This is a genomic window from Peribacillus sp. NPDC101480 (assembly GCF_050277335.1).
GTDB lineage: Bacteria > Bacillota > Bacilli > Bacillales > DSM-1321 > Peribacillus.
The window spans coordinates 321,998-348,090 of sequence record NZ_JBNNSB010000006.1 but is presented as its reverse complement, the minus strand read 5'-3'; the positions used below and the strand labels follow the sequence as shown (position 1 = coordinate 348,090).

Genomic DNA, 26,093 nt, shown 5'->3' with positions numbered 1-26,093 from the left:
TCCAATAATAAATTACCTGCCAGTGCCTTGCCCGACTTGATATAATTTTGCAAAAGAACAGCGTCTCCGCCCGTTAGGCCTGTCACGGATTGCACACCTTTCAGACCTCTTTCCACCGCTTGTTCCATCACTGTCAAATTCCTGTCCATCTTTTCGATGATCTGTTCTCTCGACAGGCCTGAGAACTCCATTTCTTGTAAAATCATGATTTCCGCGATTTTTACCTGTTTACTTTCAGCAAGTTCTACTAACTCTGCTACATTTCGGAACATGTTTTTACCTCCATATCTATGCCAGCACTTATCATTCAACCATCCTTATGACTTGCGACACGTTTTCCAATCCTTCAATTTCCTTCATGACATCGCTCTGGATTTTCTGATCGACTTCAATCACCATGAGGGCCATTTGACCTTTTTCTTTCCGTGAAACTTCCATATGGCCAATGTTAATTTCATGATTCGCCAATACGGTCGAAACGGAAGATATGATTCCAAACACATCGTTATGCACGACTAAAATGGCTGGGTTTTCCCCTGACAATTTGAGCTTGAATGTATTAAGCTCCGTTATTTCTATCGTTCCGCCGCCAATCGAGATCCCAACAAGTTCTAATTCCTTATCTTCGTCGAACAGTCTGATCTTGACTGTATTAGGATGATCCATCACCGTATCCTCGATTGTAAAGGAAACGTCCATACCGGCTTCTTCCGCTATCGTTAAAGAGGCAGGAATTCGCTCATCATCCGTATCGAAATCCAAGATCCCGCCTACGACAGCAACATCCGTACCGTGTCCCCTATATGTTTTTGCAAAAGAACCATATAAAGAAATAATCGCTTTCTTCGGTTGCTTTCCGAATAATGTCCGTGCTACTCTGCCAATTCTGGCAGCTCCTGCTGTATGTGAGCTTGAAGGTCCAATCATGACGGGACCGATTATATCGAATGCAGATCTGTATTTCATCGTGAAATGCCCCATTTCTGGCAATATATTTTTTAACCGTCTTTTAAGGATGAATGAAGATTAAAAAGCGGCATAAATACTATATTAAAATATTTTTGTCATTCCTGCAATGAAAACCCTTTCATTGCATATCCCATATTAACATATATTACATAACATACCTACCAAAATATTTTTTATTTAATGCAAAATAAACGTTTGATTTTTCAGTATTTTAAGATAATTAACTATCAATGATTAACTTTATATAAAAGCATGAAAAAAGCAGCCTTGTGGCCACTTTCAGTTTGTAGATAAAAAATCGTGAGCACTTGCATAGTCACGACTTTTTCTTTTTAAGCAAACCAGCTAATAGTAGCGACTCAATTCATCCATTAAAGGGCCCCTTTATTGAATAAGAAGGTCATTTCCTCGACCGTTCACGCAGTTATTCGGTCTCCCCCCCTCTCGATTCGACCGTTCACCCACTTTATTCGACCTTCCACCCTCTCGATTCGACCGTTCACCCACTTTATTCGACCTTTAACAATTTTTTTCATTATTTTGCGGTCCACGCATTAAATGCCAAGCGACGCACTCATTTAACAGGGTCTCCGCTAGCCAGTTAAACCAAGTCTCCTCTTAACATCATGGTTGCACTTTCGTCCCCCTTGTGTCAGCAAACTAAAAAAGCAGCCATCAGGCTGCTTTCCCTTCTATCTCCGATTTTAACTTGCCTTTTTCTCATCGATGGATTTAGCGGCACCCCAAATTTCGGATGCCCATTCAGGATGATCGATGAATGGATTGCGGTTATTTTGCCAGTCCTGAATGACATCATTGCGATGGCTCTCGAAATCGTCTACTGGATCGAGTTCATTCCATTTCAATAGTGTCGATAGCTTTCCATGAAGCGGCTTCGGATACGTATTGACTGTATCGGATAATTCAAGATCCAACTCGCCGTCTCCTTCATATCGGACGGCCATGTAAAATAACATCCTTGCTATATCGCCTTTAACATGATCTGGCGGCTCCCATGAATCTGAATCAAACTTACATTCACATCCACTATATGTTTGACCGCCCTCGTCGAAATCAAGGTGGCCCCTTTTCCCATTCACTGTCACATCAGCGGGACGGAGGTGATGAAGGTCTGTCCCGGGACCTTTGCTTGTCCCAAAATCACCGTGGGACTTTGCCCAAACATGTTCACGGTTCCATTGTCCGGCATTGCCCCCATTCGCGTTCTCAGAGATGGATTTTCCAGAGTAAAGCAAGATGACATTCTGTTTGTTCACAGGGTCTTCATCCGTTTCCTTAAGGGCATTCCACACTTGATCATAAGATAACATCGTGTGACCCTTAATAATCGAGTGCAAAACCGATTTCAATTCGGTTCCCGTTTTTCCTGCAGCCGTTTCGTAATAAACTTCAAGCGGCTTATCATTCGATATGGTCAACGTGAAACGTGCAACAACTTCCGATTGCTGGTCCTCGGCCTTGACTGCGACAAGGTATGTTCCAGCTTCATTTGCAGGAAGGATTAATGTCTGACCGGTGACCGTACCGATAGTCGATGAATAGGTAAGTTCATCTCCATCTGGATCTGAGAAGTGCTCACTCAAATCGATGGTGACCTTGGAGCCTGCTTTCACTTCAAGATTTTCCAGGTTTTTGGTCACGACGGGCGCATGGTTTTCTTTAGGGTCAAAAGGGGAAGCAATTGCTTCCCCCTTCGAATCGACAAACTTGATATTCGATGTGTCTACGCCATCTGTTACCGACCATTTCTGAACATTTTCAGCGCCCCTGATTTCTTTTACATTAGCATTATCAATGATGACTTCCTTCACCGCCATGCCGCTAAAATCAATGATTGCACCATCCTTATCCGGTTTTATCGTCACAGCAGCATTCTTCAGCCCAAGGCCTTTGAGTACAGCATATGAACCTTTTAACCAGATACCTTCTTCGATGCTGGATGTTTCGTCAAGATCGATCAAAGCACTAGGTGAAGCGATCGTAAGTCTTTTTGTTTTAACGTTTGTCAGATTATATGTTTTTTCTGGAGAGGGAGTTTCAACTCCCCCTGATTCAGATAAAGTGGTTGAAATCAGTACAGGGTCATGATCGCTAGCCCTTCCGTGAACTTCCATGAAGGATGAATTAATATGGATAATATCGACTTTCGTTGCCGCGGCCATATTATTCGAAACAAGGATATGGTCCAGTACTTGTGAATTGCCTTGATATGTGTAAGAATAACGTTTTTCAAATGGAACTTTTTCGATCATATTGGTTAGGTCTTTGCCCTTTAATGTTTTAAGCGGAGCCGAAAATTCAAAATCATTAAAGTCTCCAAGCAGGACAATATTCGCTTTGGCATCCTGTGACTTGATATCACTGACAAACCGATTGACGATGGAGGCAATTTGAAGCCTTTGCGTTTCACTTGAAAGGACAGGAGGCTGGTTTTTGCCGAATAACGGCTGGTCACCACCCTTGGAATTAAAATGATTGGCTACCACCACTACGCTTTCACCTTTAAATTCGAATTGAGCAGCCAAAGGCTTCCTGCTAGAAGTGAAGGCGGGATCGGCAGGCTCGATTCGTCCAGGGTTCAAGGTAAGTTTTCCATCTTTGAAGGCCACGGACTGTATTGCCGTTCCTTTCGTTCCTTCAGTTAATTTGACACGGTCGACATTATATAAAAAGCCTACCCGGATATTTCCGCCGGGTGCCCCGCCATCAAGTTTATCTTCTGGAGCGATATCGATGTATTGATATTGAGGTCCGCCCAGCTCTTTTATTTTGTCAGTTAACTTCTTGGCACTTTGTGCAGAATCCGTTGTCCCGCTATCTGTTGCCCCATCATTATCTTGCATTTCCGTTACGCCGATGATATCGGGTTGTTTTAGATTGGTAATGATGGATGTTGCGATCGTTTCAACTTTCGAATTAGCGGTTTGAGTCGAGAAATTCTCGATATTATAGGAAGCGATCGATAGCTTATCAGCATCCTTCTCTAAGGATGTCACTTCCCGAGCCGTACCGCCATCCTTTAATGCCGGCAGCTGAGCTTTATCCGTCAGTACCCTATAGTTGCTATATCCATAGCTGATGACACCCTTAACCGAGCCTTCAAAGTAATCACCGGTTTTAGCTGTAAATGACTCATCATTTATATCCAAGGTAATTCTTTCAGGATTGAAATCCGTTTCCGTTATTTTGACGCCTCCAACTGCAGTCGTCGTTTCCATATTCCCCGGAATCACGACCAATTCACCATAGTCTTGAGGAGCTACCACTTTCGGGTCATATACTTCTACGAGCATGCCTTCCAAACTCTCGTAGAAATCAATGCCGTCTTCACTTGGGTTAAAGTCTGTCAATCTATCATCATCGATGTTCTCAGACGGCGGAATGACATCTTTTCCAATGATGATCGGTTCTGGCATAGCTGCAGTGCCAAGCTTTTCAATCGTCGTATTGGTCAATTCAGTTGTTGGCAGATCCGTCGTTTTCATTTCAGCGTATCCTTCGATATACCATTCGGCAACTTTACCTGCCACTTTGACATGATCTCCCGCTTTCAGGCCATGTGCTTTGTTGTACACAAGTATTCCCTCGGATGTCTTCAGGTCCTTATCCGGGTTGGGATCTTGCATGTAAAAGTTATTCGCATCTTTTACATACGTGACGACACCTTCCACACCTGAGACGAGTTGAGTTTCATATGATGAAAAATGATTCATCCCTTGAATGTCACGAATCTTCACTTCATTGGTTTTGGTAACGGTATAGGCAAATGTGAAAACTTCCGATGTCTTGTCATTGACAGCGATTGCCTTGATGACCGTATCTTTCGTTAAAATGATGGGTTCTGTGTACACAGCACTTGAAGACGTAGGTGCGGATCCATCCAGCGTATAATGGATTTTCGCTGCTTCCCAACCAGATTCAAGTGATACCTTTGTATTTTCACTAACCGTACCAGGGAAAATATCCGTGTAAACGGCTGGTTTGTTCACCAGTTCATAATCTTCAATACCACGCGGCTTCAACTGATACGTGTCATTGAACCTCGATCCGATTCCGGTTACGGAAATGACATCCCCTGCTTTAAAGCTCTTCACGAAATCTTCATAACTTGAACCGGTCCGGTTATCATGGCGAACGACAACAGATTTCCCTTCAGTATCTTCCGCCTTGAATTCGAATGTTCCGTATGTTCCCGATGCTGCCAATTCTGTAATGGTTGCATTCTCAATGGTAACCAGCTCACCTTGTGTTTCCTCATTTACGCTAGATGCATCAATTTTTTGGATATCAGGAAGTTCATTCCCGGAGGAAACCACTTTAAGGGAGGTTGGTTGAATTTGTAATTCATTATTATAAGCGGACACTTGTCCGATTAAAGTAACCTTATCCCCTAGCTTTACATCCGCAGGCCACGAAGAACCATAAACATATAGCCCAGCCGTTTCATCCTGGATATAAAAACCCTTTCCTCCCCAATAACCAAGGCCCGTGGTGACCACCCCATCGACCTGCACGACATCTTCAGTATTCGTGCGTGCTTCGGCAATGGAGTCCAGTACCTTTACATCAGGCTGTTCTGGAGTCGTTCCTCCATCAGTGATAATTTTGTAATCCGTCGCGGATTTCAGGCCGGGTACTGAAAAGTACTTTTCAAGCTTCCCCGTAATCGTCACCTGCGCATTGAGTAATTCCGGATGTTCGACCAAATTCAAAGCAGTTCGGATATTTCCGGCTGGAAGCTGAACAGGCATGATTTTCTTAACATCCGTTTCATCCGGTCTATCCGCAATACCTATATTCGTACCTTCAGTAAAAGGCGATGTTTGTTGATAGCTTGTACCGCTTTTAGCTGTACCGACAATGTATCCCTTCACCGTCGCCGTACCGCTGTTATTATTAATCGCTTCCGTTACCGATATTGTCCCTTCCGCTTTTGCAGCGGCTGCATATGGCAAAACCGTTGACAGCACGATCAGTATGGCAAAGAAAAGCTTGCTTATCCCGTTCTTCTTCAAGATCTCAACCCCTTCAACTTTTTTTCGTAGGCTCAGCAGTCATTTGAATACCGCTTAAAGAATGGTTTCGCCATTCACCGAGACACCGCTCATGCTCACGGTCTTACCGTTAAGTCCCGATAAATCCAAATTACCCTCGACTGTAACTTGCGAAAAAGTAAAGTCATCCGGAGGAGTTCCTGTTAATGTAAGATTCCCTTTAACCACTGCATTTTCCAATGAAGCAACATCAGTAATATCAACAACTACATTACCTTCATGTGTTTTTGGCGCATCAGCCGTTCCGCCAAAGTCTTTGGCCAATACCACAGTCGGGTCTGTATTGCTTCCGGCAACATCCTTGATGCGTCCTTCGATGCTTGGATCGACAGTTTTCAGCCCGCTTACATAATCCCGTAAATTCTCCCAATCAGCGAGTCCGATATCCGTCACCCTTCCTTCTTCATAAGCCTTCTTGAAAACGGTGAATCCATCTCCGCCCTTGGCTGTAAAAGCATTGGTCGCCACGACATATTCCTTCGCTGCATCCAATTCGGAATAGGTTCCATCTTGTCCAAGGACTTCAACCTTTGTGACACGATTGCCTGCTTCCTTCGAACTGTCGTAGCTGAATTTCATTCCGGAAACATGCAGGAAGCCGCCATTTTCCTTAGGAGCGAGGCTTACACTATGCTCTAATGCTTCATTGATTTCTGCACCCGTAAGCTTCATCGTCGCTAACGTATTCCCAAACGGTAAAACGGTTAGGATTTCCCCTAAAGTGATCTCACCTTGATCGATGCCAGCGCGGATGCCCCCGCCATTTTGGAAGGCTATGGCCGTATCCTTATTGAATTCCTTCGCTTTAGAAAGCATTCCATCCGTAATTAAATTACCCAGTTCCGTTTCATTTTTGCGAACACTCGGCTTTGTTTCATCTCCTGCATCACGCGGTGTTTCCAACGCCTTCACAGCAGATGCACCAGTCTGCGTATCCTTCAGCTCCTTAATCTTCGAGGAGTATGTTTCGAGCACTTTTGCCGCTTCAGCATCATCCTGTTTTTCAGAAAGCTTTATCAGCTTACCGGCTTGTCCGACAATCTTGCCTTCCTTATCGAAGTTCACATCGATCGTTCCTAAATAGTCGCTATATTGATACCCTTGAACGATGACAGTCGGCTCTTTCGTTTTCCCTTTATCATCTTTGTCAACAACAACGGGGGCGTCTAACTGCGTATGGCTATGTCCGCCCACAATCACGTCGATGCCCTTGACCTTGGCAGCCAATGTTAAATCATTGTCATAAGCCGCATTGTCATCATAACCAATATGGGATACGGCAACTATCTTATTGACACCCATGCCTTTGAACGCCTTGACCGCTTTTTCGGCTTCTTCAAGATAGTTTTCAAATTCTATACTTCCTGGACTTGAAATGTCTTTCGTCTCTTCAGTTGTAAGCCCGAAGAACCCTACCTTTTGGCCATCCACTTGTTTTACGATTCCATTGTATATCTTCCCTTGCTCCGGCTTACTTGAAATTAAATCCGAGAATAGTCCCTTGAATTTATCATCTTTGGAGAAGTCTACATTCGAACTGACAAAAGGGAACTGTGCCCCTTTAATGAAGTCAGCCAAAGCTTGATGCCCTTCGGCGCTAGATCCCAAATCAAACTCATGATTCCCGAATGTCATGACATCATATTTCATTAAATTCATGAAGCGAAGATCCGCTTGCCCTTTGAATTCATTAAAATAGAGGGTTCCCGAGAATACGTCACCAGCATCCACCAAAAGAGCTTGCGGCTTACTCTTACGCACTTCCTTAACAGCCGTCACCCTTTTGGCCACATTGTCCAAGTGGGCATGCGTGTCATTCGTATGCATCAAGGAAAGCGTGATCGCCTTCGCTGGATTTTTCAAGGCTTCTTCAGCGGCAGCGACTTTCTTATCCGCCAATGCTATTTTCGTCAGGAATTCCTTTCGGTCCGACTCCTTGATTCCATTTAAATTAATGGCTGCTTTCGCCTTTTTAGCCGCGTTTATCTGTTCTTTCGTTTTAAGTTCCCCATTGGCAAGTGCTACATAGGCATTGACCCGTTTGGCCACTTCCTTTTTCTTTTCTGCATATACCGCATCATCATACTTACCTTTCACTTCTTTCACATAGGCGTGTATGGCTTTTCCGAGCTTGGATGTTTTGCTGACCTTTTTCAACTGCGAAGAAACCGTTTGCATCCGCTTGTCCGCGGTCTTTAAATCACCTTTCTTCACCCAGTATGCAGCTTTTTCATAGTAGTACGGAGCTTTCAGGTCACCGTTCAAAGCTGTTTTGGTCGATTTAGTGAATTTATCGTATAGGAGCTTTTCGATTTTCGCACCGTAAACAGTATCTTTAATATCTTTATCTGCCTTTTTCACGGCTTTATCCAGTGCCTCATATTGATTCCTGATATCTATTGATTTCTTGGCAAGTATTGAATTCGTAAGGGCGCCAATCGATTTGCCATGTGCAGCTTTTGCTTTCTCAGCCGCTTTATATCCTTTTACATAGCCTTCTGAACGAGTGATGTACTTATCATAAGCTTCGATTTCTTTGTATTTGGCATCTTTTTCTTTTTTGCTTAACATTGATTTTTTAATGGTAGAGTTGATGTCTTTTTTTGCTTGTTTAGCAGATTTGATTTGTTTTTCAACAGTGGACACTGAAGCGAGTTTAGAAGTGTAAAAATAGGTATCGAATGGTTTTTTGATGGCGGCCTTGGCCGTTTTGATTTTACTATTCAGGCTAGTGGCAGCATCAGAAGGTGCCGGCGCTACCGCTACGATCGTTGTCGCAGCCATTATGGTAGCTGATGCAATTTTTACGATTTTCTTTTTCCCCATTATAGTTAATCCCCCCATAAGTTATATACTGACATAACATTCTGCTAACTTATCCATAGAATTGACACAATTTCCCAAAAAATGAATCCCGACAAATTTACTTATCCATACACAAATCCACCCTACTTTTTTCCTCTAAAGATCCGTGTATCTCCTATATTACAACAAAATAATCCAATTTTAAAACAAATTTACAATACAACATCGAATATTAACAGAATATTATCATTATAATCACCCCAAAATACCTAGTGGCTAATTGATGATATATCAAGAAAATTATTTAATGGTAAAATTGAATCAGTTTCATCTAATTCTAAACTTAGTCTTTATACCTAATTGCTGAAAAGCAAAAAAGGGAGAGATTTAAATCTCTCCCAAACTGCAGATAATGACGCCTAAGACTAGTTAGCATCCAGTTTTTTCTTAAAAAAAGTCCAGTTAATTTCAGAAATGCTCTCCCTTATAATCACTATCCCCGCCCACCAATATGGGAAGATTCAAAAAAAAGAGCATCAATTACGATGCCCTTTTTCCATCTTAATGCTTCAAGAAAGTGCCTTGCCGATACTCAAGGTATGCCTGATCGATTTCCTCTTCAGTATTCATGACAAACGGTCCGCGGGCAACAACAGGCTCCATTAAAGGTTCTCCTGCATATAGAACAAGTCTTAAAGGTTCAGTTGCCGTTATATCAACTTCACTTTCCCCTGATTCTTTACAAGCACCCAGCCATAATACCTGTCCCTTTGAGGCTCTCACTTCGTTGTTACCGAAGATTCCGCTTCCTTCTATTAGATAGATGATTCCGTTGTAGCTTCCTGGTAAATTCTGCGTGACCGATGCTCCAGGCTCCAGGACCATCTCCACCATCGTCACGGGAACATGGTTTTTCGTTGTCGAGATAACGTCCTTGGATGATCCGGAAAAGACACGGATCAGTGCTCCTTCTTCTTTTCTGACCGGCATATCTTTTGCCATTAAGTTTTGATATCTTGGTGTCGTCATCTTTTCACTCCGGGGAAGGTTGACCCAAAGTTGAAGGGAATGGGCAGTCACACCTTCGGAAGGCACCTCATTATGCACGACGCCGCTTCCCGCTGTCATCCATTGTACATCACCAGGTCCAAGTATCCCTCCATCCCCGGTATGACTGTCATAGTGCTCGATCGTTCCGTCAATGACGAATGTAACGGTTTCGATTCCCCTGTGCGGGTGGATATCGAATGATCCCTTTTGAAATTTATCCTCCATCATTAAAAGGAACGGATCACTCTTTTCCCAGTTTCCTGGTTCTATGACTGGTCCGGCCGTATGAATCGGACTATACCTTTGAAGCTTCACATCTTTCACTTCGACAATATCTCGTTTAAAATGATTTTCACTTTTCATTACTCCATTCCTCCCTTAAGTTACTAGTAAACTGATAAAAATGCTATCATTATGGCTGCCTGATCCAGTCTTAGGATTCCTCCTTGCTGGCATTAGGCACTTCAATCTGTAAACTATGTCTATGAATCTTTATCATCATCTCATGCATGCGCTTCTTTTCTTCATCATCCAATATATCGAATAATGAAGCTTGGAAATCGGATTGAATAGGCATGACCGTTTCCATTAACTTTTTCCCTTTTTCCGTTAATGAAATATATTTAACCTTCCATTGTTGATTACGGACGATCAAGTTCTCTTTTTCCAGCCTTGTCAGCATATGTGATACGCCTCCACGGCTTATCGTTAGGTGCTCCGCTAATTCGATTTGTGAAACAGGCTGATGGATAAGTACTTGTGCCAACATATCGAATTGGGCAGCGGTGACGCCGAAATGCTGTAAGTGTTCATTCGAAAGCTGATTGCTTCTTTGATAAAAACGAACCATTCGCAGCCAAATCAGCAAACTCAATTTGTTCTCATCCGAAAATCCCCGTCTATCCATGTAAAGCCTGCCTCCCATCTTTGATGCACCATCAGTTTACTAGTAATTTGATGACAAGTCAAATCGTTGGGCCTTTGACTTTTTGAAGCAGTATCCCCAACAGGCAGACCATACCACCAGTCAATCCATAGGGGATATTCACTTTGCTAAGATATATTAACAGAACTACATTACTCCATTTTTTAAGTTGGATAATATAAGATCATGCTTAATCGAGTTAATGTATCCCCTGAATTATGGTAGGCATGCGGTCTGTCAGCCTTGAACCTGATAGAATCACCATTCCTTATTGTAAATTCTTCGTTATTTACACGTACAGTCACTTCCCCTTCAAAAACAGTTATGTACTCTTCCGTCCCTTCCCTATGCGAATCGGAACTTAGGAATCCACCTTTTTCTATCTCGACTGAATATACTTCAAAGCGCTTCTCATCCTCAAAGGGAAAGTGGGGATAAACTCGATATTTGCCGTTATCTTCAGATAATGATTGAATTTCACTTTTTAAAACAATTTTTGTATCCGGCTGCGGACTATTTATCAATGAAGAAAATGAAATCTTTAATCCATTGGCTATTTTCCAAATTGTCGTAATCGTAGGGCTCGATCCTCCCCTTTCTATTTGTCCGATCATCGTTTTGCTTACTCCAGTTAATTCGGCAACCTTTTCAAGACTTAATTTCTTGCTTTCCCTGATGGCTTTTAAATTGTTAGCAATAATAAAATTTATTTCTTCCATAAAAATACTCCTTATTTACAATATAACGTCTGCATTGTACAATAAAAAGGAAATCGTTATAATGTCAATTTTGGTCATTATAGCATACAAAGGGGAATCAACCATGCCATTACTATCTTTTTTGCTGTTTGTTTTTGTTACCAGTTTCACTCCGGGTCCAAATAACATCATGGCCATGTTATTTGCGAACAAGTACGGGTTAAAAAAGACGATTAAATTTTGTTTCGGAGTAGGTGCCGGTTTTTTTATAATCATGCTATTGTGCAGTTATTTTAATGTTTTGCTTGAAAATTCCATACCAAAGATTGAATTTATCATGACGATCCTTGGGGCAATTTACATGCTGTATCTGGCCATAAAAATCATTTCCAGTCCAAATAAAGCGAAGGACGATAATGATGACAGGAACAACAGTTTTATAGCAGGGATGCTTTTACAATTCATAAATCCAAAAGGAATCTTATATGGCATCACGGCAATATCGACCTTCATCCTACCTTATCACTCTTCAAATTTCAGCTTACTATTCTTTTCATTATTTCTGGCTTTTGTTGGTTTTATGAGTACGTTCTGCTGGAGTATGTTCGGTTCTGTTTTTCAAACGTTTTTATCAAAGTATAGAAGTCAGTTTAATGTAATCATGGCTTTGTTATTAGTGTATAGTGCCATTTCGATTCTTGCACACTAAAAAAAAGGTAAAGGGCACAAACCTTCATTAAGAAGGATTGCCGAGTTGTAAATTTCGAACGTTCATTTCCACACCAGGCACTCGCTTTCCGCGGGCGGTCCGCCCTCGGCGCCTTTGTGCCTGTGGGAACCCCCTTTGGACGCACCTTTCCCGCGGAGTCTCGAAAACCGGCTCCAATCAACTTTTTTAAAAATTTAGATGGAACCACTCAAATCTTCCCCCTGCATTAAATGGTTAAGTTCCCTTCGAATATTGTGACGGCATGTCCGGAAAGTTTAACTGTGTCTTCCGTTACTTCAACCTTCAATAGACCTCCTCTTTCCGATGCCTGATAGGCTATAAAAATACTTTTGTCCAGCTTTCTTTTCCAATATGGTCCCAGACAGCAATGGGCCGAGCCCGTTACTTGATCTTCGTCAAGGCCTTGGGCAGGGGAGAAGAAACGTGAAACGAAATCATATTCACTGCTATCCGATTGACTCGTTACAATGACGCCCCGAACCGGCAATTGGGCAATGGAATCTATATCCGGCTTTAAATTCCTTACGATTTCCTCTGATTGAACTTCGACTAGAAGATCCCATTTGTTTTGCCCAACATACTCAGGCTCAACACCTAAAGCCTTTATCAGTAAATCAGGGGCAGCGGTCTCCTTCTCCCTTAATGACGGAAATTCCAACTGAACCATTCCTTCAACGAATTTTGCAGTGAGAAGCCCGCTTTTCGTCTGATAGGCAATCGGCTGATTCCTTGGCACGTATCCTTTATCCCATAAAAAGAAAGAGCTTGCCAGCGTCCCATGTCCACAAATCGGGATTTCAATGAAAGGTGTGAACCATCGCAGCTTCCATTCACCATTATGAGGTTGAATAAAAGCAGTAACAGGCATATTAATCTCTTTAGCTATTCGCTGCATCCACTCGCTGTTACTTTCCCCGGTAAGAAGGCAGACTGCAGCAGGGTTTCCTTTAAAAAGTTGATCTGTAAACGTATTAATGATGGTTAATTCCATTAACTGTTCCTCCGGTAAGTAATATTCTAGTCTCCTAATTCCACAATGAGGAGCCCTTTTCCTTTTTTGAATGACCATTACCTTGTTTTTTAAAGAGTTCTCATTAAAATGAAAAGGACCACCATATGGCTGCCTTAGGGATTCTATTTTTTCATTCATAAGTTTCAATATGGTGCTCTCGATTAAGTCCCTTTATCGACTCAGATTCCAAACGATTTTTAACGTTGTTATAAAAATCCAATTCTTGAAATGCATTTCGAAATCACTAAAATAGACAGCTTTATAATAAGCTGCCCATCATATATTAATAATGTTTGATACACCTTGCTGTAACAAAACACCCTACAGTTTCCGTACAATAAATGTATCCCCAAGCAGTTCCCAATTCTGTGGAAAAGGATAACCAAGTACCCAATAACTGAGACCCCTTGACCTGTAAATTTTCACCAAGTCGAATTTGGCTTTAGCACTGCGTGCGTCCTCAAACCAAACTTCATGTGTGCGCCCCTGATTATCTTTGTACCTATAATAAGGTGATTGGGCTGTCTCGTCATATTTTATTTCTGCATTATATTGGACGGCGCGTCTGATGGCTTCCTGCATGTCGAAAGTCTCTGCTTCCTGTCCCTCTTCATGAGGAATAAGCCAGTCCCGTGCATAAATTTGAAATCCTATGAAGATTTTATTTGTTGGTATCACCGTTACGGCATAGTCAAGGACACGTTTTATTTCATTAATGGGAGAGATTGCCTGCGGCGGCCCCTTTCGGTAACCCCATTCATATGTCATCAGCACCACGAAGTCGAGCAGCCGTCCGTGAACTGGATAATCATGTGCCTCAACTAATGGTCCCTTTTGATTGGCGCTAGTTTTTGGGGCAAGGGAGGATGACACAAAGTAGCCTTCAGGATGCAATCGATCCACTGCTCTTTGGAGAAAGCGATTATAGAAATCACGGTCCTCTGGCGCTACACTTTCAAAATCGATATTCAATCCACGGTACCCTTTATTTTTCATCGTTTTTATGACGTTGGTTAATAATTTTTCCACTAAACTTAAATCGGAAAGTATCGTATGTGCAAGCTGTGTTCCCGCTTCCGTTGCGGAAAAATTCGTTATGCACATCATGGGTATGACGCCAGTTGACTGTGCCGCCCGTATCGTCGGGGTGTCATCTATGACTTCTAGGCTGCCATCTTTCCTCATTCTATAACCGAATGGACTTACGTAGGTCAAATCGTAGGCTACATCACGTACCTGCTCCGCACCTACTTGCCCGTAAACGTTTGTAAAACCATTTACATCAATGATGGGTTTTGGTTTCTGGGGAATCCTTATTATCCTCCCGATATGAATATTGGACGGATCTGTAATCCGATTCGTTTGCATAATGGCTTGAACTGTCGTTCCATAACGTCTCGCAATATCATAAAGGGTATCTCGTTCCCTTACGGTATGATAAATAACCGGGATGGTTAGTCTCTGCCCTGGATAGATAGCGGAAGGATTCGTGATGCGATTCGATTGCATGATTTCCTGTACCGTAATTCCAAACTGATTTGCGATATTATTTAGAGTATCACCTTGCTGAACCCTGTACTGAAGATAAGGTTCAGGAATCAAAAGAGCTAGGCCAATCACCAGCTTATCTGGATTTTCAAGGCCATTGATCCGAACAATCCGGTTGATACTGACACCATATTGCTGGGAAATTCCCCACAAAGAATCCCCCCTATTCACCACATGGATTTTCACATGCACAGCCCCGCTTTCCTTCAAAATATTCCCTTCATTTTATTCCCTAGATAGCACTAATATGTTTTTTTGCGTTCAACACTCATTAAATAAATGTGTTCATAAGCCTGTGAAGGATATAGGGGAAAAAATAATAATGGCAGCTATCAATTCCAGGGAATGTATTGAGGGCTTGTCCATGTATTTTAAAAGAAACTACAGGCATGATAATACGATTTTTAGAGGGGATTTTGAAGCCGAAGTATTCCAGAAGAGAACTATTATTCAGAAGGAAAGGATTCATTTAAGATTCAAAGCTTATGAGCATGAAAGAATTTCTGCATTGGCCTATTCCATGGATTGTAGTGTTAGTTTAGCGGCAACTATGCTGCTGATTGCTGGTATTAGAAATCGAGACGCCTCTACACAAATGGTGGATTCAGAGGTAATTAGTTTACCTGATCCCGGAAGGCTTAAAAGTTTAAAGATGATTCAGAAATACATTTCAAAACTGAATGACGAGCACATTTCACTTTTTTCTCTATTTTCATATGTAGCGCTGAAGTAGTGGATACTACAAAAACGCTTCGTGAAAAAGTGAATCTTTGGATAGATGATAATATAAAAAATATTGATTAGAATTATATGGAGAATAATAAGTCAAAACGGGTGAGGAGGAATGAGCATGAAAATGTTTAAAATGAGTGCTGTGGCATTGGTCGCTGCGTTGTTGTTCCCTTCTTCTACATTTGCAAGTGGCTGGGATTACTTAGGAGAACAATCTCTTTATTCTAATGGTGCTGAAAGTGATGTGTTTGCCTCTACTGGTGGTGATTATAAGATTTGTCGGGATTCTTACGTGGGTCCAGCTGGTAAGTTAAAAGTTGAATTATGGGAGTATGATCCTGACAGTTATAATGATTATGTAGGGGTAAGATATTTAGATCGAGGCCAATGTGGTATTTTCCGGGGTATTGGTAACTTTGTTGATGGAGGAAATGAAGCAGAATTTTTTGCGAAATCTAGGACTAACAGTGATATGCATTTAATCTTTTATGATTAATTCACTAACTGAATGAAAAAAAGACCTGAGATTGATTCGTAAATGCTAAAGGATATTCTTCTAAAATATATATATAGGTTTTTTTAGGCTGAAGTATTTCCACTTCAGCCTTTTCTTATGCAGGAAAATAATTATTTGATTTATCTAAATGGAAAGTGTCATAACTTAAAGGTATTGGCAGAAGAAAGAGCATAAGGAAAAACTGTCCCCAACTAAGTTGTTGAACTAGGCAAAGCCTAGTGTTTTTGTGGGTACATGTAAACTACTCCATCAATGTCCCCTTTGTGTCCCCTAATAAAACCATCAATGTCCCTTTCATGTCCCCTATTTTATTAATTTATTGTACGCATTTACACCAAAATAAACCACTTGTAGCCAAGGGGGTTATTTTCTTTCACTTTTATTGTTTATGTATGATTTTATTCAGCTAAAAAAGGTAGTTTCATAGCGTTAGATTGATTGTCCTTTTTTTCTCTTCTGTTATTTAAGGACTCACCTCTATCAAAGGATTTGGCGTTTATTGTGTACCCCTGCTGGGCACACAATAAACAAAGACCATCATTATAAAGATGGTCTTTGTTTTGGTTAGCAGATTAAACTTTAAATTGAATAAAAGCTTGTAATTCCAATTATCATAGCGATTATTAGAATGGATACTACACCAATAAGTATTTTCTTCCAAGTTTTCATATAATCACCTACTATATGTGAAATTTATGTTTTTACAGAAGTTTTTATACTACCTGCGAGTTTTCCTAGATGATTTCCTGATACTTTAAGATAAACATTTCCTATTTGTACAATACCAAGCGATCCTACTCCAACTTTATAATAAAAAGTTACCTCTCCGTAATATTTTTTATTATTGATATAACCACCATAATAAGTTAAATCTGTAGAGATGGTTGGATTATAATGATAGACTACTTCTCCTTTAGTTGAAAGGGCTGATGTAGCACCACTAGAAGTATAATTATATTTTCCTGTGATTTTATATTTTGTAATAGGGACTCCTAAAACTCCTAAAGTTCCAGTATGACTAATTGTTTTTGTTTTAGTTGATGCGATAGTAGAAATTAATGGCGTTTCATCTGAATTAACACTTCAAGATATATACCCACTTCCCACGCCTCATTTTCGACTCCTAAGCAACAAAAACAAAGGGTGTGTACCTCTCTATTAAATATCATTCCAAACACTTCACAAAGAGCGTGAAACACCTTAAATAACCCGTTTAAAGCACGGTTACCCTAACCTAAAACCAGGTTGATATGGTATAATTATAGAAGGGTTATTGTGCTTTTAGGAGGTGAAAGAATGACGATCAGCAGCATCATATTGGTGGTGGCGGCAGTGTTTATCGGCGCCTTGATGCGGACGATGTTCGGGTTCGGTGAAGCGATTGTCAGCATGCCTCTGCTTGCCTTACTTCACATTCCGCTTAATACTTCGGTTTCCTTGATTGGATTGGCCGGTCTTACCGTTGCCTCGCTAACCGTCGTTAGCGGATGGCGGCATATTGAACGCTCGGTATTAATCAGGCTGGCGGCTTCAACGGTGATCGGCATACCAGCCGGTCTGGCTTTGCTCCATTACGCACCTTCTATGATCATCACTTCTGCACTGGGTGTTTTTTTGGTTGCATATGGGGGTTATTCTCTTCTAAAGCAAAGACTTTTTCAGGCTGTGGAAAAACCATTACTTAACTCGAAGGGCTGGGTATGGCCGTTCGGTTTTGCGTCGGGAGCCCTTGGCAGCGCCTATAACTTTAATGGGGTGCCGGTCGTCGTCTATGGAACTTTACGAAGGTGGAATCCAGATCGATTCCGCGGAACATTGCAAGCCCATTTCCTAATTTCCGGAATCCTGGTAGTGACGGGTCATGCGCTAGGCGGACTGTGGACAGCCGATTCACTTATTCTTTACGCTTATTCCATTCCAGCTATATTACTTGCGACTGGTCTCGGAATCTTCATGAATAAGCGGATTCCTGCGAAAAAATTCGAAAGCTATTTATTCTTTATCATCATTGCGCTAGGTGTACTATTATTAATTTCCCATGACTGATAACCAAAAGCCTGATTTCTCATTGAAACAATGAGGAATCAGGCTTTTTTCAGGAATAATAGAATCATAGTTGAATCGTCAACCTCGGATATCCCGTTTGTTATATCCGGTAAAGCCAATAGCCAGTAATACTATGGCTATGATGGTAAGCATGGATACTTTCATGAAGTCGATATCTTCAACAGGAAGTTTCGGAATATGGCCAAATGGCGTTAGTTTACTCATCCATTCAGGGAATTGAAGCATTCCCCCTAAATAAACGACCAAGATTGAGTATGTCAAGTAAAGCCAAGTCAAGCCAGATAATTTTGGTACAAAGCCAATGAACAGCACGGCAATGCCAATCATGATCCACATCGCAGGCAGGTAAACCATTGCTGCACTAAATATAGTGCCGAAAGCAACCCCTTCATCCATCACTGAATTCCCGACTGCCCAAAGACCGATGTCAGCAATCGCAAGCATGAGAAAACCGCTAATAACGGAGATGATAAGATAGCTGCCCATAAGCCTTGTGCGTGATACAGCGCGGCTCAGTAAATGTTCAGTATAGTTCCTTTTTTCTTCCCCTTTAAGCTTTAACATCGCCATTATAGGCGGGATGGTGCATATCATTGAGATGACTGACATCAACATTGTCAAGAATTGTTCCGTCAGCGAATAGCCTTCAACTGGCGTCAATAGTTCGGCCATCATTTCATTTTTTGCAAAAAAGGATTCTAAATCACCTAAAACGGAACCGTAAGATGTGCCTAAAACGAACATCCCGGCTGCCCAGGCAATCAATCCTGTTCGCTGAAGCCTTAGCGCGAGACCAAGCGGACTTTTTAAAAAGGATGAAGCATATTTTCTGCCAAGCTTAGCCGGTATGAATCCAGCTTCCAAATCACGGATGGCATTCAAATATAGAGATAGTACAACCAAAATGATTGCCGCACCGACCGTAAGGATGATTGGCCACCAATAATTATTCACATATACCTCTGAACCTAAAACCCAACCCAAAGGTGAAAACCAGGAAAGTGTTTCATTGCTGACATCCCCTATCGCCCGAATAAGATAGGAAAGAAGCAATACAGTGATGGAGTAACCAATCGTACCTCGCGCACTCACCGTAAGCTGGGCAAATAATGCCGTTATCGCCGAGAAGAAAATACCGGTTGCCCCTAACGCAGCTCCATACATAAGGGAACCTTCCAAATCCATGCTTTCAATTCCCAGAGCATACAATCCGAAACCCATTATTAACGCGATCAATGCATTCGTACCAAACGATACGGAAATGGTTGCATATAAATTAGCCAACCGGCCAGCCGGCAATGAACGGATCACCTCGATACGGCCGTCCTCTTCATCTGCGCGTGTATGGCGCGTAACAAGTAAAATACTCATTATCCCCACGGCCATAGCGGTTAACAGTAACATTTGATGCGCCATCATCGCTCCGTTTGTATAGTCATCCAGGCCGTAACCTTTCCCCACCATCGCTGTCATTGCAGGATTCCTCATTGTTTCTGCAATAGTTTGCCTTTCTAGTTCAGTCGGGTACAGATCGGTGAATGCCATTGCAACCATAAATGTAAGGACAGATAGGGAAATTATCCAAACAGGAATCCGAATCCGATCTTGCCGTACGATTAATCGGGAGAGTCTTCCTGTATTATGATAGGACTGGTTTGCCATTATAACGCACCTCCCGCCCCAGAATCAGAAGTCTTCCTTTCACCTTCATAATGGCTCATGAATAAATCTTCCAATGTAGGCGGCGCGCTTTCCAATTTCACAATTCCAAATTGGCATATATACTTCATGACATTATCCAATTCACCTGTATCCACTTGGAATGAAAGTGCCTGGTCTTTCATCACGATATCCCGAACACCGTTTACATTCCCTAAAGCAGGAATAGGCTGCTTCGTTTCGACAAGCAAGCTTGTTCTCGTTAAATGACGCAGCTCATCCAATGTTCCCGTTTCAATTATTTGCCCTTGCCGAATGATACCCACTTTATCGCATAACCTTTCCACTTCATAAAGAATGTGACTGGAAAGTAAAATGCTTTTCCCTTCATTTTTCGCTTCCATCACACATTCCTGGAAAACCCTTTCCATCAATGGATCTAGACCTGATGTTGGTTCATCCAAGATATAAAGGTCGGCATCAGATGAGAAAGCAGCAATCAAAGCAACCTTTTGCCGATTCCCCTTTGAATATGTTCCACATTTCTTTGAAGGATCCAAATCGAATTTTTTTATTAGTTCTTCCCGTCTGCTTTTATTGTTCGCCCCGCGTAATTCAACAAATAGATCAATAACTTCTCCGCCTGTTAAGTTGGGCCATAGGTTCACATCTCCCGGAACATACGCAATTCGCTTGTGAATTTCAACCGCATCTTTCCATGCATCCTTGCCAAAAATCTTCGCTTCTCCATCCGTCGCTTTTAAAATCCCGAGCAGCACACGGATCGTTGTCGATTTTCCAGCACCATTAGGACCGATGAATCCAAATACCTCACCTTCATTCACTTCAATGTTCACACCATTTAAAGCTGTAAACCTTCCAAACTTTTTCGTTAAATTCGTTGTTTTCAATACTGACATCCCTCATCCACCTCTTCCTCTGAAAAGAAATTATGAAATATTTTTATTAATTTAGTTCATAATATATAAAATAATAATTCCTGACAATAGTTTATGAACTTATTTTATTGTTCTATTACATATTTTTAATTAAACTAAGGTTGAGGTGAAATAAATGGACGGATTTCAACGCCGCAGGGAACAAAAGAAATTGAATATACTAGAGGCTGCCTTAGCTTTGTTCATGGAGTATGGTGTCCAAAAGATTTCGATTGGGGAAATAGCCAAAAAAGCAAATGTATCTCAAGTTACGATATATAATTACTTCGAAAGCAAACATAATCTAATTCATGAGGTTTTTGTTTATTATACAGATAAGGCACTGGATGAATTTGAACAAATACTGGCCAGCAACATGGCCTTTCCTGAAAAAATAAAGCAGCTCATGTTCACGAAGAATGAAACAGCCAAACAAATTCATGAAGATTTTTATCAATATTTAATGAAGGAATATACTTCCGGAATCAATTATATGGAAAAAATATATACAGAAAAGGCCCTGCCCCGCTTTATCGATCTGTTTAACCAGGGGAAGGAACAAGGATATGTTGATCCGAACTTATCTAATGAAGCGATTTTATTTTATATAAAAGCAATGAATGAATATATCCAACGGGAAGAGGTTTATCAAAGCATCCTGCCTTTGACTGAGGATATTATGAAGATTTTGTTTTATGGGATCGTTGGGGAAAAAGAGAAATGATTTAAGAAAAAACGGTGTGAATCGATATCTCCCATTCACACCGAATAAATCTTATTAAGCTTATTCAATTCCTTTGCCAAAATGGATTTCCTTAAACCTCTTTGACGAATGAATTCTCTCATTTCCTCTGGACTTTGATAGGAAAGCCTGAAGTGATAATAATTAATATGCTCGATGATGGCGAAAACATAAAGAAACGAAAACCAAAATACTCCTGATTCAAATGCATTTAATTGATAAAAAAAGGCTGCTATTCCTAGGGCAATAAGGAAAAGGTTTAATCTTTTAAAGAATAGAAAAATCCGTAATTGCGTATAAGGTAAATGGGCGTAATGGTTTTCTTTAGCGCGTTTCCATTTAAGAAACCAATATAAACTTCCTTGAAGTAAAATAAATTCCAGTAGGACGAACGCATACACAGATGAAAATGAAGTTAAGTAGGAATCAGTCCAATCATGCTGCACCAGAAACGAAACCCACAGTACAGCAAAAATCACAGTTGCCATCAATTCTCCTGTATATAAATGAAATAATTTTCTTTTCACCCTTTTTTGCATAAGATTCCCCATTTCCAATACATTGATTGATAAGAATGCAAATGTCCTCAATCTATTAATCTTTGCTTCTTGAATTTTAACCCCATATATTTAATATACGAAAAACAAAGCTTTCCGTTTCATTAATTCCGCTATAAGTTCTGTTCTGCTTAATGAAATTTCCGGTACTTGGGCAGGAATATATGTATCACTAATAATAGATCAAGTAAAACTAAAATAAATAATAAGAGCGATTGCTAATTAATGCAGTCGCTCTTTGTTTGAATATTATTTGATATTATAATCTGTTTATCGTTAATCGATCATATCTCTGGAATCTTTTAATATCCTGAAAGAATTTCCTGCCCTCATTAAGTCAATGTTAATAATTTGGCTGAAGTGTAATTATATTTCTCGATTGATAAATCAAAAACGGCTCCCGCTTTTAAAAAGACCGTACTTTCAACTATTAATGTCGGATCACCTGGCTGCAAGTCCAAAAGCTTGGCATCATCGTCATTTAGTTTTTCACACGAAATGATTTTATCTGCAAAACCAATATTCAACTTCAGATCCTCGACTATATATTCATAAATGGAACCATTTGCGATTTCTTTATTTATGATTGGAATGATATCTTTATTGAAAAAGGACTCTTCTATTACAATGGGTTCACCATTTAAATATCTAACCCGTTTGAGGTTATAGATTTTGGTTTTCACATTGCATTTCATTTGCTTGGCCAATTTTTCATCGGCTTCAATTAATTCTAACTTCAACACTTTACTTTTCATTTCATCATTTGGAAACACTTTGGTTAAGCCACCCATATCCCTCATCGAAATGCAGCCCGGTCTGGAAAATTCCCTTAGGAATATGCCGCTTCCTTGCACTTGATAGATATAACCCTGCTCAACCAATATGTTGATTGCTTTTCTTATGGTATTCCTGCTGACATCGAACTTCTTCATCAACTCTTCTTCAGTAGGTAACTTTGTATTTAATGTATATTTTCCTTCTAATATTTCTTTCTCCATTTGTTCTACGACCATTCTATACTTTACACCCATATTTCCATATACCTTCCTCTATACATAATGATTTCGAACAATAATTAATGATAGGTTTTCTTTACAATAGTTTATTTTATAACGATTGTAAAGAAACCTCTGTTTCTTTCAGAATGTAGACAAAAATTCGATGAAAAGCCAGTTTACCTGGAGTTTTTTCTAAAAAAAGATTCGAGTTGATTTCAGAAATCCGCTCCCTTTCCGCCGACTGTCTGCCAAGCCTCCTTGGCGCAAGCGTCTGCGGGGTCTCGGCTAGCCAGTTATTCGGCAGGAGTGTCGCAAATTTCTTCAATCCAATAAGAATTACAGAAAAAAACTTAAAGGATAAACTAGTTTTAAACATAATTCGGGATGAGGCCAGTCTACAATTTTTTCAAGAAAAGATTGCAGTTGATTTCAGAAATCCGCTCCCTTTCCGCCGACTGTCCGCCAAGCCTCCTTGGCGCAAGCGTCTGCGGGGTCCCGGCTAGCCATTTATTCGGCAGGAGTGTCGCAAATTTTTTCAATCCAATAAGAATTACAGAAAAAAACTTAAAGGATAAACTTTAAACATAATTCGGGATGAGACCAGTCTACAATTTTTTCAAGAAAAGATTGCAGCTGATTTCAGAGGCCCACTCCCTTGCCGCCGGCTGCTGCCCTCAAAAAAAGAGACATCCAATCGATTAACGATAGGATGTCTCCAAATCTATTGAATGCCATATTGCCGTTGCCCAAACATTGTTTATAGATCTTTCATCCGTTCTAATGTGTAAACAAAATATTCCCAGTTGTTTATGGTCGAAGGGATGCTTAAGTGTTCTTCAGGTGTATGTACGGAAAACATATCCGGTCCGATTGAAACAGTATCCAGCCCTGGTATCTTATCTATGAATACCCCACACTCGATCCCTGCATGCACAGCGATGATTTCAATATCCTCATGATATTTTTCTTTGTATGTCTCTTCAAATAATTTCTTGAGTTTCGAATCAGGATTATAGGGCCATTCCGGATAATCCGCATCAATCAATAGCTTGCACCCAAGCATGTCGGCAATCACCTTTGCCTGCGTGACCATATTATATTTGATGCTTTTGACCGAACTCCTGATTTCACTTTCGAATATCATTTCCGCTTCATTTGTTGTAACGACCCCTAGATTCGTCGAACTTTCCACTAATCCTTCTATTCCCATACTCATACCTTGAACGCCATGCGGGATTACCAGTAAGGAGGTAATGGCTTTAGTCACCGTCTCTTTGGAAAAAACGTTTGAAGAAATCGTTTCGATCTTTTCAAATCTAATCGATACCTCAGGGTCAGAAGATTGCAGTTCATTTTTAAAAGTATCCTCCCATTTCTGGAGTCTCACCGTTATCTTCTGAACATCTTCTACAGAAATCAGTACAGTCGCCTCTGCTTCACGAGGAATCGCATTCCCTTTCAAGCCCCCGTTCATTTGCTGTATGAAGCAAGGAAAGTCTGTCGTTAATTCATGTAATACTCTGCCCAAAAGTTTATTGGAGTTCCCTCTTTCCTTATGGATGGACATACCGGAGTGTCCGCCCTTCAACCCTTTAATCCTGATATTATAAGATACAGCTTCAACATTTGAAACCGATTCCCATCCGATTTGCAGGATTTGCCGAACTCGTATTCCTCCAGCAGAGCTAACCAGCAGCTTTCCATCTTCCTCCGAATCAATATTGATCATCAATTTTCCCTTGAAGTGAGCCGGATCCACGGCAAGTGCACCGTTCATTGTCGTTTCTTCTTCAGTCGTTATGACTATTTCAAGAGAGGGATGCGGAATATTATTCGCATCCAATAATGCCAAAGCATAAGCAACGGCAATTCCATTATCCGCCCCCAATGTTGTATCCGTTGCATACAACATGTCTCCCACAATCCTTAATTGAAGCGGATCCTTCTCAAAATCATGAAGCGTTCCCTTGTTCTTTTCGCAAACCATATCCATATGCCCCTGGATAATGACGGTAGGTGCATTTTCATATCCAGTTGTGGCAGGCTTTTTGATAATCACATTCAGCGCCTCATCCTGGATCACCTCCAGGTTCCTATCCTTAGCGAAGCGAACCAAATAGTCACTGATCGCTTTTTCGTTAGCCGATCCTCTCGGGATTTTGGAAATCGCTGCAAAATAATGAAACACAGGATGTCTCGATAATTCTTCTAACGTGCTATACATGAAAATACACCCTTTCATTTAACATAATTGTATTGCCTCTCATGCTTTTACTTTTCCAGAACGGAGCACTACGACTTTCTTGAACAAAGGATGCAGAATGTACCCCAGGTAAACACCAATCATATTCAGGATCAGGTCATCGACATCCAAACTTCCGCGCCGAAAAACAAACTGACAGATTTCGATGACTGAAATCGAAAGTAATGGATATAGAAATTTCCTTTTAGCTGAGGGCTCTTTCCCTTCCCTTGACAACAAATACAGGCCGAATGGAATGAACAGCCCTACATTGGCGCTAAGGTTATAAAATGACACAAGCCAGTTCATTTCGTTCGATAAATATGAAAGAATCGTAGAAAAAGGAATCAAATTATACGAATATACCTGCCCTTCCGGCCGAAAGAACAGCAAAACCAATAATGATAAACTGTAACTAAACAATGCTGACTGCCATATAGAGCGCGGAATTCTGACCGTTTCACCTCGAAAATAAAGAACCGCAAACGAAACGAAAAGAAGTATACAACACCAGACAACCATGATTACCAAAGGATTCAAATATAATAGAAGCTGAAGAAAAAAAGGTAAACCGCACAAATACATTGCTTGCGACAGCAAAAGGGAAAGCATGACCGATTTTAGAGACATATAACTCCCCCTTTCTATTTCTTTCCAAATCAACTCATATCCTTATATCCTAGGACAACTTTAACAGCCCGTCAACAAACTACTTCAAAGGGAAGCTTTTTAGAATGAATCAACCTATCGGAAGGATATTTCGTCCTTCATCCCCGATAATTCATTCGATGTGTGGGTTTATTCGACCTACATCCGGATAATCCGACCG

20 protein-coding genes are annotated in these 26,093 nt (G+C 40.8%); 5 read left to right on the top strand and 15 right to left on the bottom strand.

The window, feature by feature from the left end:
• The 7 genes from ACQKMF_RS20870 to ACQKMF_RS20840 all read right to left on the bottom strand — a co-directional run.
• On the bottom strand, nt 1–272 hold a 272-nt coding region (locus ACQKMF_RS20870), incomplete at its 3' end, for an L-serine ammonia-lyase, iron-sulfur-dependent, subunit alpha (protein ID WP_427572445.1).
• Nucleotides 273–303: 31 nt separating this feature from the next.
• On the bottom strand, nt 304–966 hold the full coding sequence (gene sdaAB, locus ACQKMF_RS20865) for an L-serine ammonia-lyase, iron-sulfur-dependent subunit beta (RefSeq protein ID WP_054399153.1): 663 nt from the start codon (nt 964–966) through the stop codon (nt 304–306).
• Nucleotides 967–1,673: 707 nt separating this feature from the next.
• The gene (locus ACQKMF_RS20860) at nt 1,674–6,005 is read right to left on the bottom strand and encodes an endonuclease (RefSeq protein ID WP_427574744.1); all 4,332 of its coding nucleotides are present in this window, start codon (nt 6,003–6,005) and stop codon (nt 1,674–1,676) included.
• Nucleotides 6,006–6,059: 54 nt separating this feature from the next.
• Nucleotides 6,060–8,870, bottom strand: a complete 2,811-nt coding sequence (locus ACQKMF_RS20855; RefSeq protein WP_402944144.1) for a bifunctional metallophosphatase/5'-nucleotidase — start codon at nt 8,868–8,870, stop codon at nt 6,060–6,062.
• Nucleotides 8,871–9,410: 540 nt separating this feature from the next.
• Complete coding sequence (locus ACQKMF_RS20850; RefSeq protein ID WP_402944147.1) at nt 9,411–10,262, bottom strand: pirin family protein; 852 nt, start codon at nt 10,260–10,262, stop codon at nt 9,411–9,413.
• A 70-nt stretch (nt 10,263–10,332) separates the two neighbouring features.
• Nucleotides 10,333–10,806, bottom strand: a complete 474-nt coding sequence (locus ACQKMF_RS20845) for a MarR family winged helix-turn-helix transcriptional regulator (RefSeq protein ID WP_402944150.1) — start codon at nt 10,804–10,806, stop codon at nt 10,333–10,335.
• Between the two features lie 182 nt (nt 10,807–10,988).
• On the bottom strand, nt 10,989–11,543 hold the full coding sequence (locus tag ACQKMF_RS20840) for a helix-turn-helix domain-containing protein (protein WP_048678909.1): 555 nt from the start codon (nt 11,541–11,543) through the stop codon (nt 10,989–10,991).
• A gap of 103 nt (nt 11,544–11,646) precedes the next feature.
• Here ACQKMF_RS20840 and ACQKMF_RS20835 point away from each other — a divergent pair, with 103 nt between their 5' ends.
• Complete coding sequence (locus ACQKMF_RS20835) at nt 11,647–12,231, top strand: LysE family transporter (protein ID WP_402944157.1); 585 nt, start codon at nt 11,647–11,649, stop codon at nt 12,229–12,231.
• A gap of 226 nt (nt 12,232–12,457) precedes the next feature.
• Here the strand turns inward: ACQKMF_RS20835 and ACQKMF_RS20830 are convergent, their stop codons facing one another.
• Both ACQKMF_RS20830 and ACQKMF_RS20825 read right to left on the bottom strand, forming a co-directional pair.
• Entirely contained in the window at nt 12,458–13,243 is a 786-nt protein-coding gene (locus ACQKMF_RS20830) for a PhzF family phenazine biosynthesis protein (RefSeq protein ID WP_260356603.1), read from the bottom strand.
• 342 nt (nt 13,244–13,585) lie between these two features.
• Nucleotides 13,586–14,998: a LysM peptidoglycan-binding domain-containing protein gene (locus ACQKMF_RS20825; RefSeq protein WP_230177958.1), complete on the bottom strand. Its 1,413-nt coding sequence runs from the start codon at nt 14,996–14,998 to the stop codon at nt 13,586–13,588.
• 136 nt (nt 14,999–15,134) lie between these two features.
• Between ACQKMF_RS20825 and ACQKMF_RS20820 the strand changes: the two genes are divergently transcribed.
• The 3 genes from ACQKMF_RS20820 (at nt 15,135) to ACQKMF_RS20810 (ending at nt 18,107) form a co-directional block, all read left to right on the top strand.
• A complete protein-coding gene (locus tag ACQKMF_RS20820) occupies nt 15,135–15,545 on the top strand; it encodes a hypothetical protein (RefSeq protein WP_402944161.1) in 411 nt (136 codons plus the stop codon).
• 117 nt (nt 15,546–15,662) lie between these two features.
• Complete coding sequence (locus ACQKMF_RS20815; RefSeq protein WP_101224781.1) at nt 15,663–16,040, top strand: hypothetical protein; 378 nt, start codon at nt 15,663–15,665, stop codon at nt 16,038–16,040.
• Between the two features lie 1,317 nt (nt 16,041–17,357).
• A complete protein-coding gene (locus ACQKMF_RS20810) occupies nt 17,358–18,107 on the top strand; it encodes a sulfite exporter TauE/SafE family protein (protein ID WP_101224782.1) in 750 nt (249 codons plus the stop codon).
• Between the two features lie 78 nt (nt 18,108–18,185).
• Here ACQKMF_RS20810 and ACQKMF_RS20805 read toward each other — a convergent pair whose 3' ends face one another.
• Nucleotides 18,186–19,790 (bottom strand): ABC transporter permease, encoded by a 1,605-nt coding sequence (locus ACQKMF_RS20805; protein ID WP_427574740.1) that lies wholly within the window; start codon nt 19,788–19,790, stop codon nt 18,186–18,188.
• A complete protein-coding gene (locus ACQKMF_RS20800; protein WP_427574738.1) occupies nt 19,790–20,707 on the bottom strand; it encodes an ATP-binding cassette domain-containing protein in 918 nt (305 codons plus the stop codon). The genes ACQKMF_RS20805 and ACQKMF_RS20800 overlap by 1 nt, the downstream gene beginning before the upstream one ends.
• Nucleotides 20,708–20,861: 154 nt before the next feature.
• Between ACQKMF_RS20800 and ACQKMF_RS20795 the strand changes: the two genes are divergently transcribed.
• Entirely contained in the window at nt 20,862–21,449 is a 588-nt protein-coding gene (locus ACQKMF_RS20795) for a TetR/AcrR family transcriptional regulator (protein WP_063596019.1), read from the top strand.
• 35 nt (nt 21,450–21,484) lie between these two features.
• Here the strand turns inward: ACQKMF_RS20795 and ACQKMF_RS20790 are convergent, their stop codons facing one another.
• The 4 genes from ACQKMF_RS20790 to ACQKMF_RS20775 all read right to left on the bottom strand — a co-directional run bounded on the left by ACQKMF_RS20790 (nt 21,485) and on the right by ACQKMF_RS20775 (nt 25,894).
• Nucleotides 21,485–22,006 carry a hypothetical protein gene (locus ACQKMF_RS20790; protein WP_402944178.1) on the bottom strand — a complete coding sequence of 174 codons (522 nt, stop codon included), beginning with the start codon at nt 22,004–22,006 and terminating at the stop codon, nt 21,485–21,487.
• 350 nt (nt 22,007–22,356) lie between these two features.
• A complete protein-coding gene (locus ACQKMF_RS20785) occupies nt 22,357–23,055 on the bottom strand; it encodes a GntR family transcriptional regulator (RefSeq protein ID WP_101224786.1) in 699 nt (232 codons plus the stop codon).
• 724 nt (nt 23,056–23,779) lie between these two features.
• Nucleotides 23,780–25,246 carry an aminoacyl-histidine dipeptidase gene (locus ACQKMF_RS20780; RefSeq protein WP_427574735.1) on the bottom strand — a complete coding sequence of 489 codons (1,467 nt, stop codon included), beginning with the start codon at nt 25,244–25,246 and terminating at the stop codon, nt 23,780–23,782.
• Between the two features lie 39 nt (nt 25,247–25,285).
• Complete coding sequence (locus ACQKMF_RS20775; protein ID WP_427574733.1) at nt 25,286–25,894, bottom strand: VanZ family protein; 609 nt, start codon at nt 25,892–25,894, stop codon at nt 25,286–25,288.
• Nucleotides 25,895–26,093: the final 199 nt, after the last annotated feature.

Bases quoted from the DNA above. Each gene is read 5' to 3' on its own strand.
- ACQKMF_RS20855 (WP_402944144.1), bottom strand. From the start codon at position 8,870: ATGGGGAAAAAGAAAATCGTAAAAATTGCATCAGCTACCATAATGGCT.
- ACQKMF_RS20810 (WP_101224782.1), top strand. From the start codon at position 17,358: ATGACGATCAGCAGCATCATATTGGTGGTGGCGGCAGTGTTTATCGGC.
- ACQKMF_RS20840 (WP_048678909.1), bottom strand. From the start codon at position 11,543: ATGGAAGAAATAAATTTTATTATTGCTAACAATTTAAAAGCCATCAGG.
- ACQKMF_RS20835 (WP_402944157.1), top strand. From the start codon at position 11,647: ATGCCATTACTATCTTTTTTGCTGTTTGTTTTTGTTACCAGTTTCACT.
- ACQKMF_RS20815 (WP_101224781.1), top strand. From the start codon at position 15,663: ATGAAAATGTTTAAAATGAGTGCTGTGGCATTGGTCGCTGCGTTGTTG.
- ACQKMF_RS20845 (WP_402944150.1), bottom strand. From the start codon at position 10,806: ATGGATAGACGGGGATTTTCGGATGAGAACAAATTGAGTTTGCTGATT.
- ACQKMF_RS20790 (WP_402944178.1), bottom strand. From the start codon at position 22,006: ATGCAAAAAAGGGTGAAAAGAAAATTATTTCATTTATATACAGGAGAA.
- sdaAB (WP_054399153.1), bottom strand. From the start codon at position 966: ATGAAATACAGATCTGCATTCGATATAATCGGTCCCGTCATGATTGGA.
- ACQKMF_RS20805 (WP_427574740.1), bottom strand. From the start codon at position 19,790: ATGGCAAACCAGTCCTATCATAATACAGGAAGACTCTCCCGATTAATC.
- ACQKMF_RS20775 (WP_427574733.1), bottom strand. From the start codon at position 25,894: ATGTCTCTAAAATCGGTCATGCTTTCCCTTTTGCTGTCGCAAGCAATG.
- ACQKMF_RS20800 (WP_427574738.1), bottom strand. From the start codon at position 20,707: ATGTCAGTATTGAAAACAACGAATTTAACGAAAAAGTTTGGAAGGTTT.
- ACQKMF_RS20795 (WP_063596019.1), top strand. From the start codon at position 20,862: ATGGACGGATTTCAACGCCGCAGGGAACAAAAGAAATTGAATATACTA.
- ACQKMF_RS20820 (WP_402944161.1), top strand. From the start codon at position 15,135: ATGGCAGCTATCAATTCCAGGGAATGTATTGAGGGCTTGTCCATGTAT.
- ACQKMF_RS20850 (WP_402944147.1), bottom strand. From the start codon at position 10,262: ATGAAAAGTGAAAATCATTTTAAACGAGATATTGTCGAAGTGAAAGAT.
- ACQKMF_RS20780 (WP_427574735.1), bottom strand. From the start codon at position 25,246: ATGTATAGCACGTTAGAAGAATTATCGAGACATCCTGTGTTTCATTAT.
- ACQKMF_RS20830 (WP_260356603.1), bottom strand. From the start codon at position 13,243: ATGGAATTAACCATCATTAATACGTTTACAGATCAACTTTTTAAAGGA.
- ACQKMF_RS20785 (WP_101224786.1), bottom strand. From the start codon at position 23,055: ATGGGTGTAAAGTATAGAATGGTCGTAGAACAAATGGAGAAAGAAATA.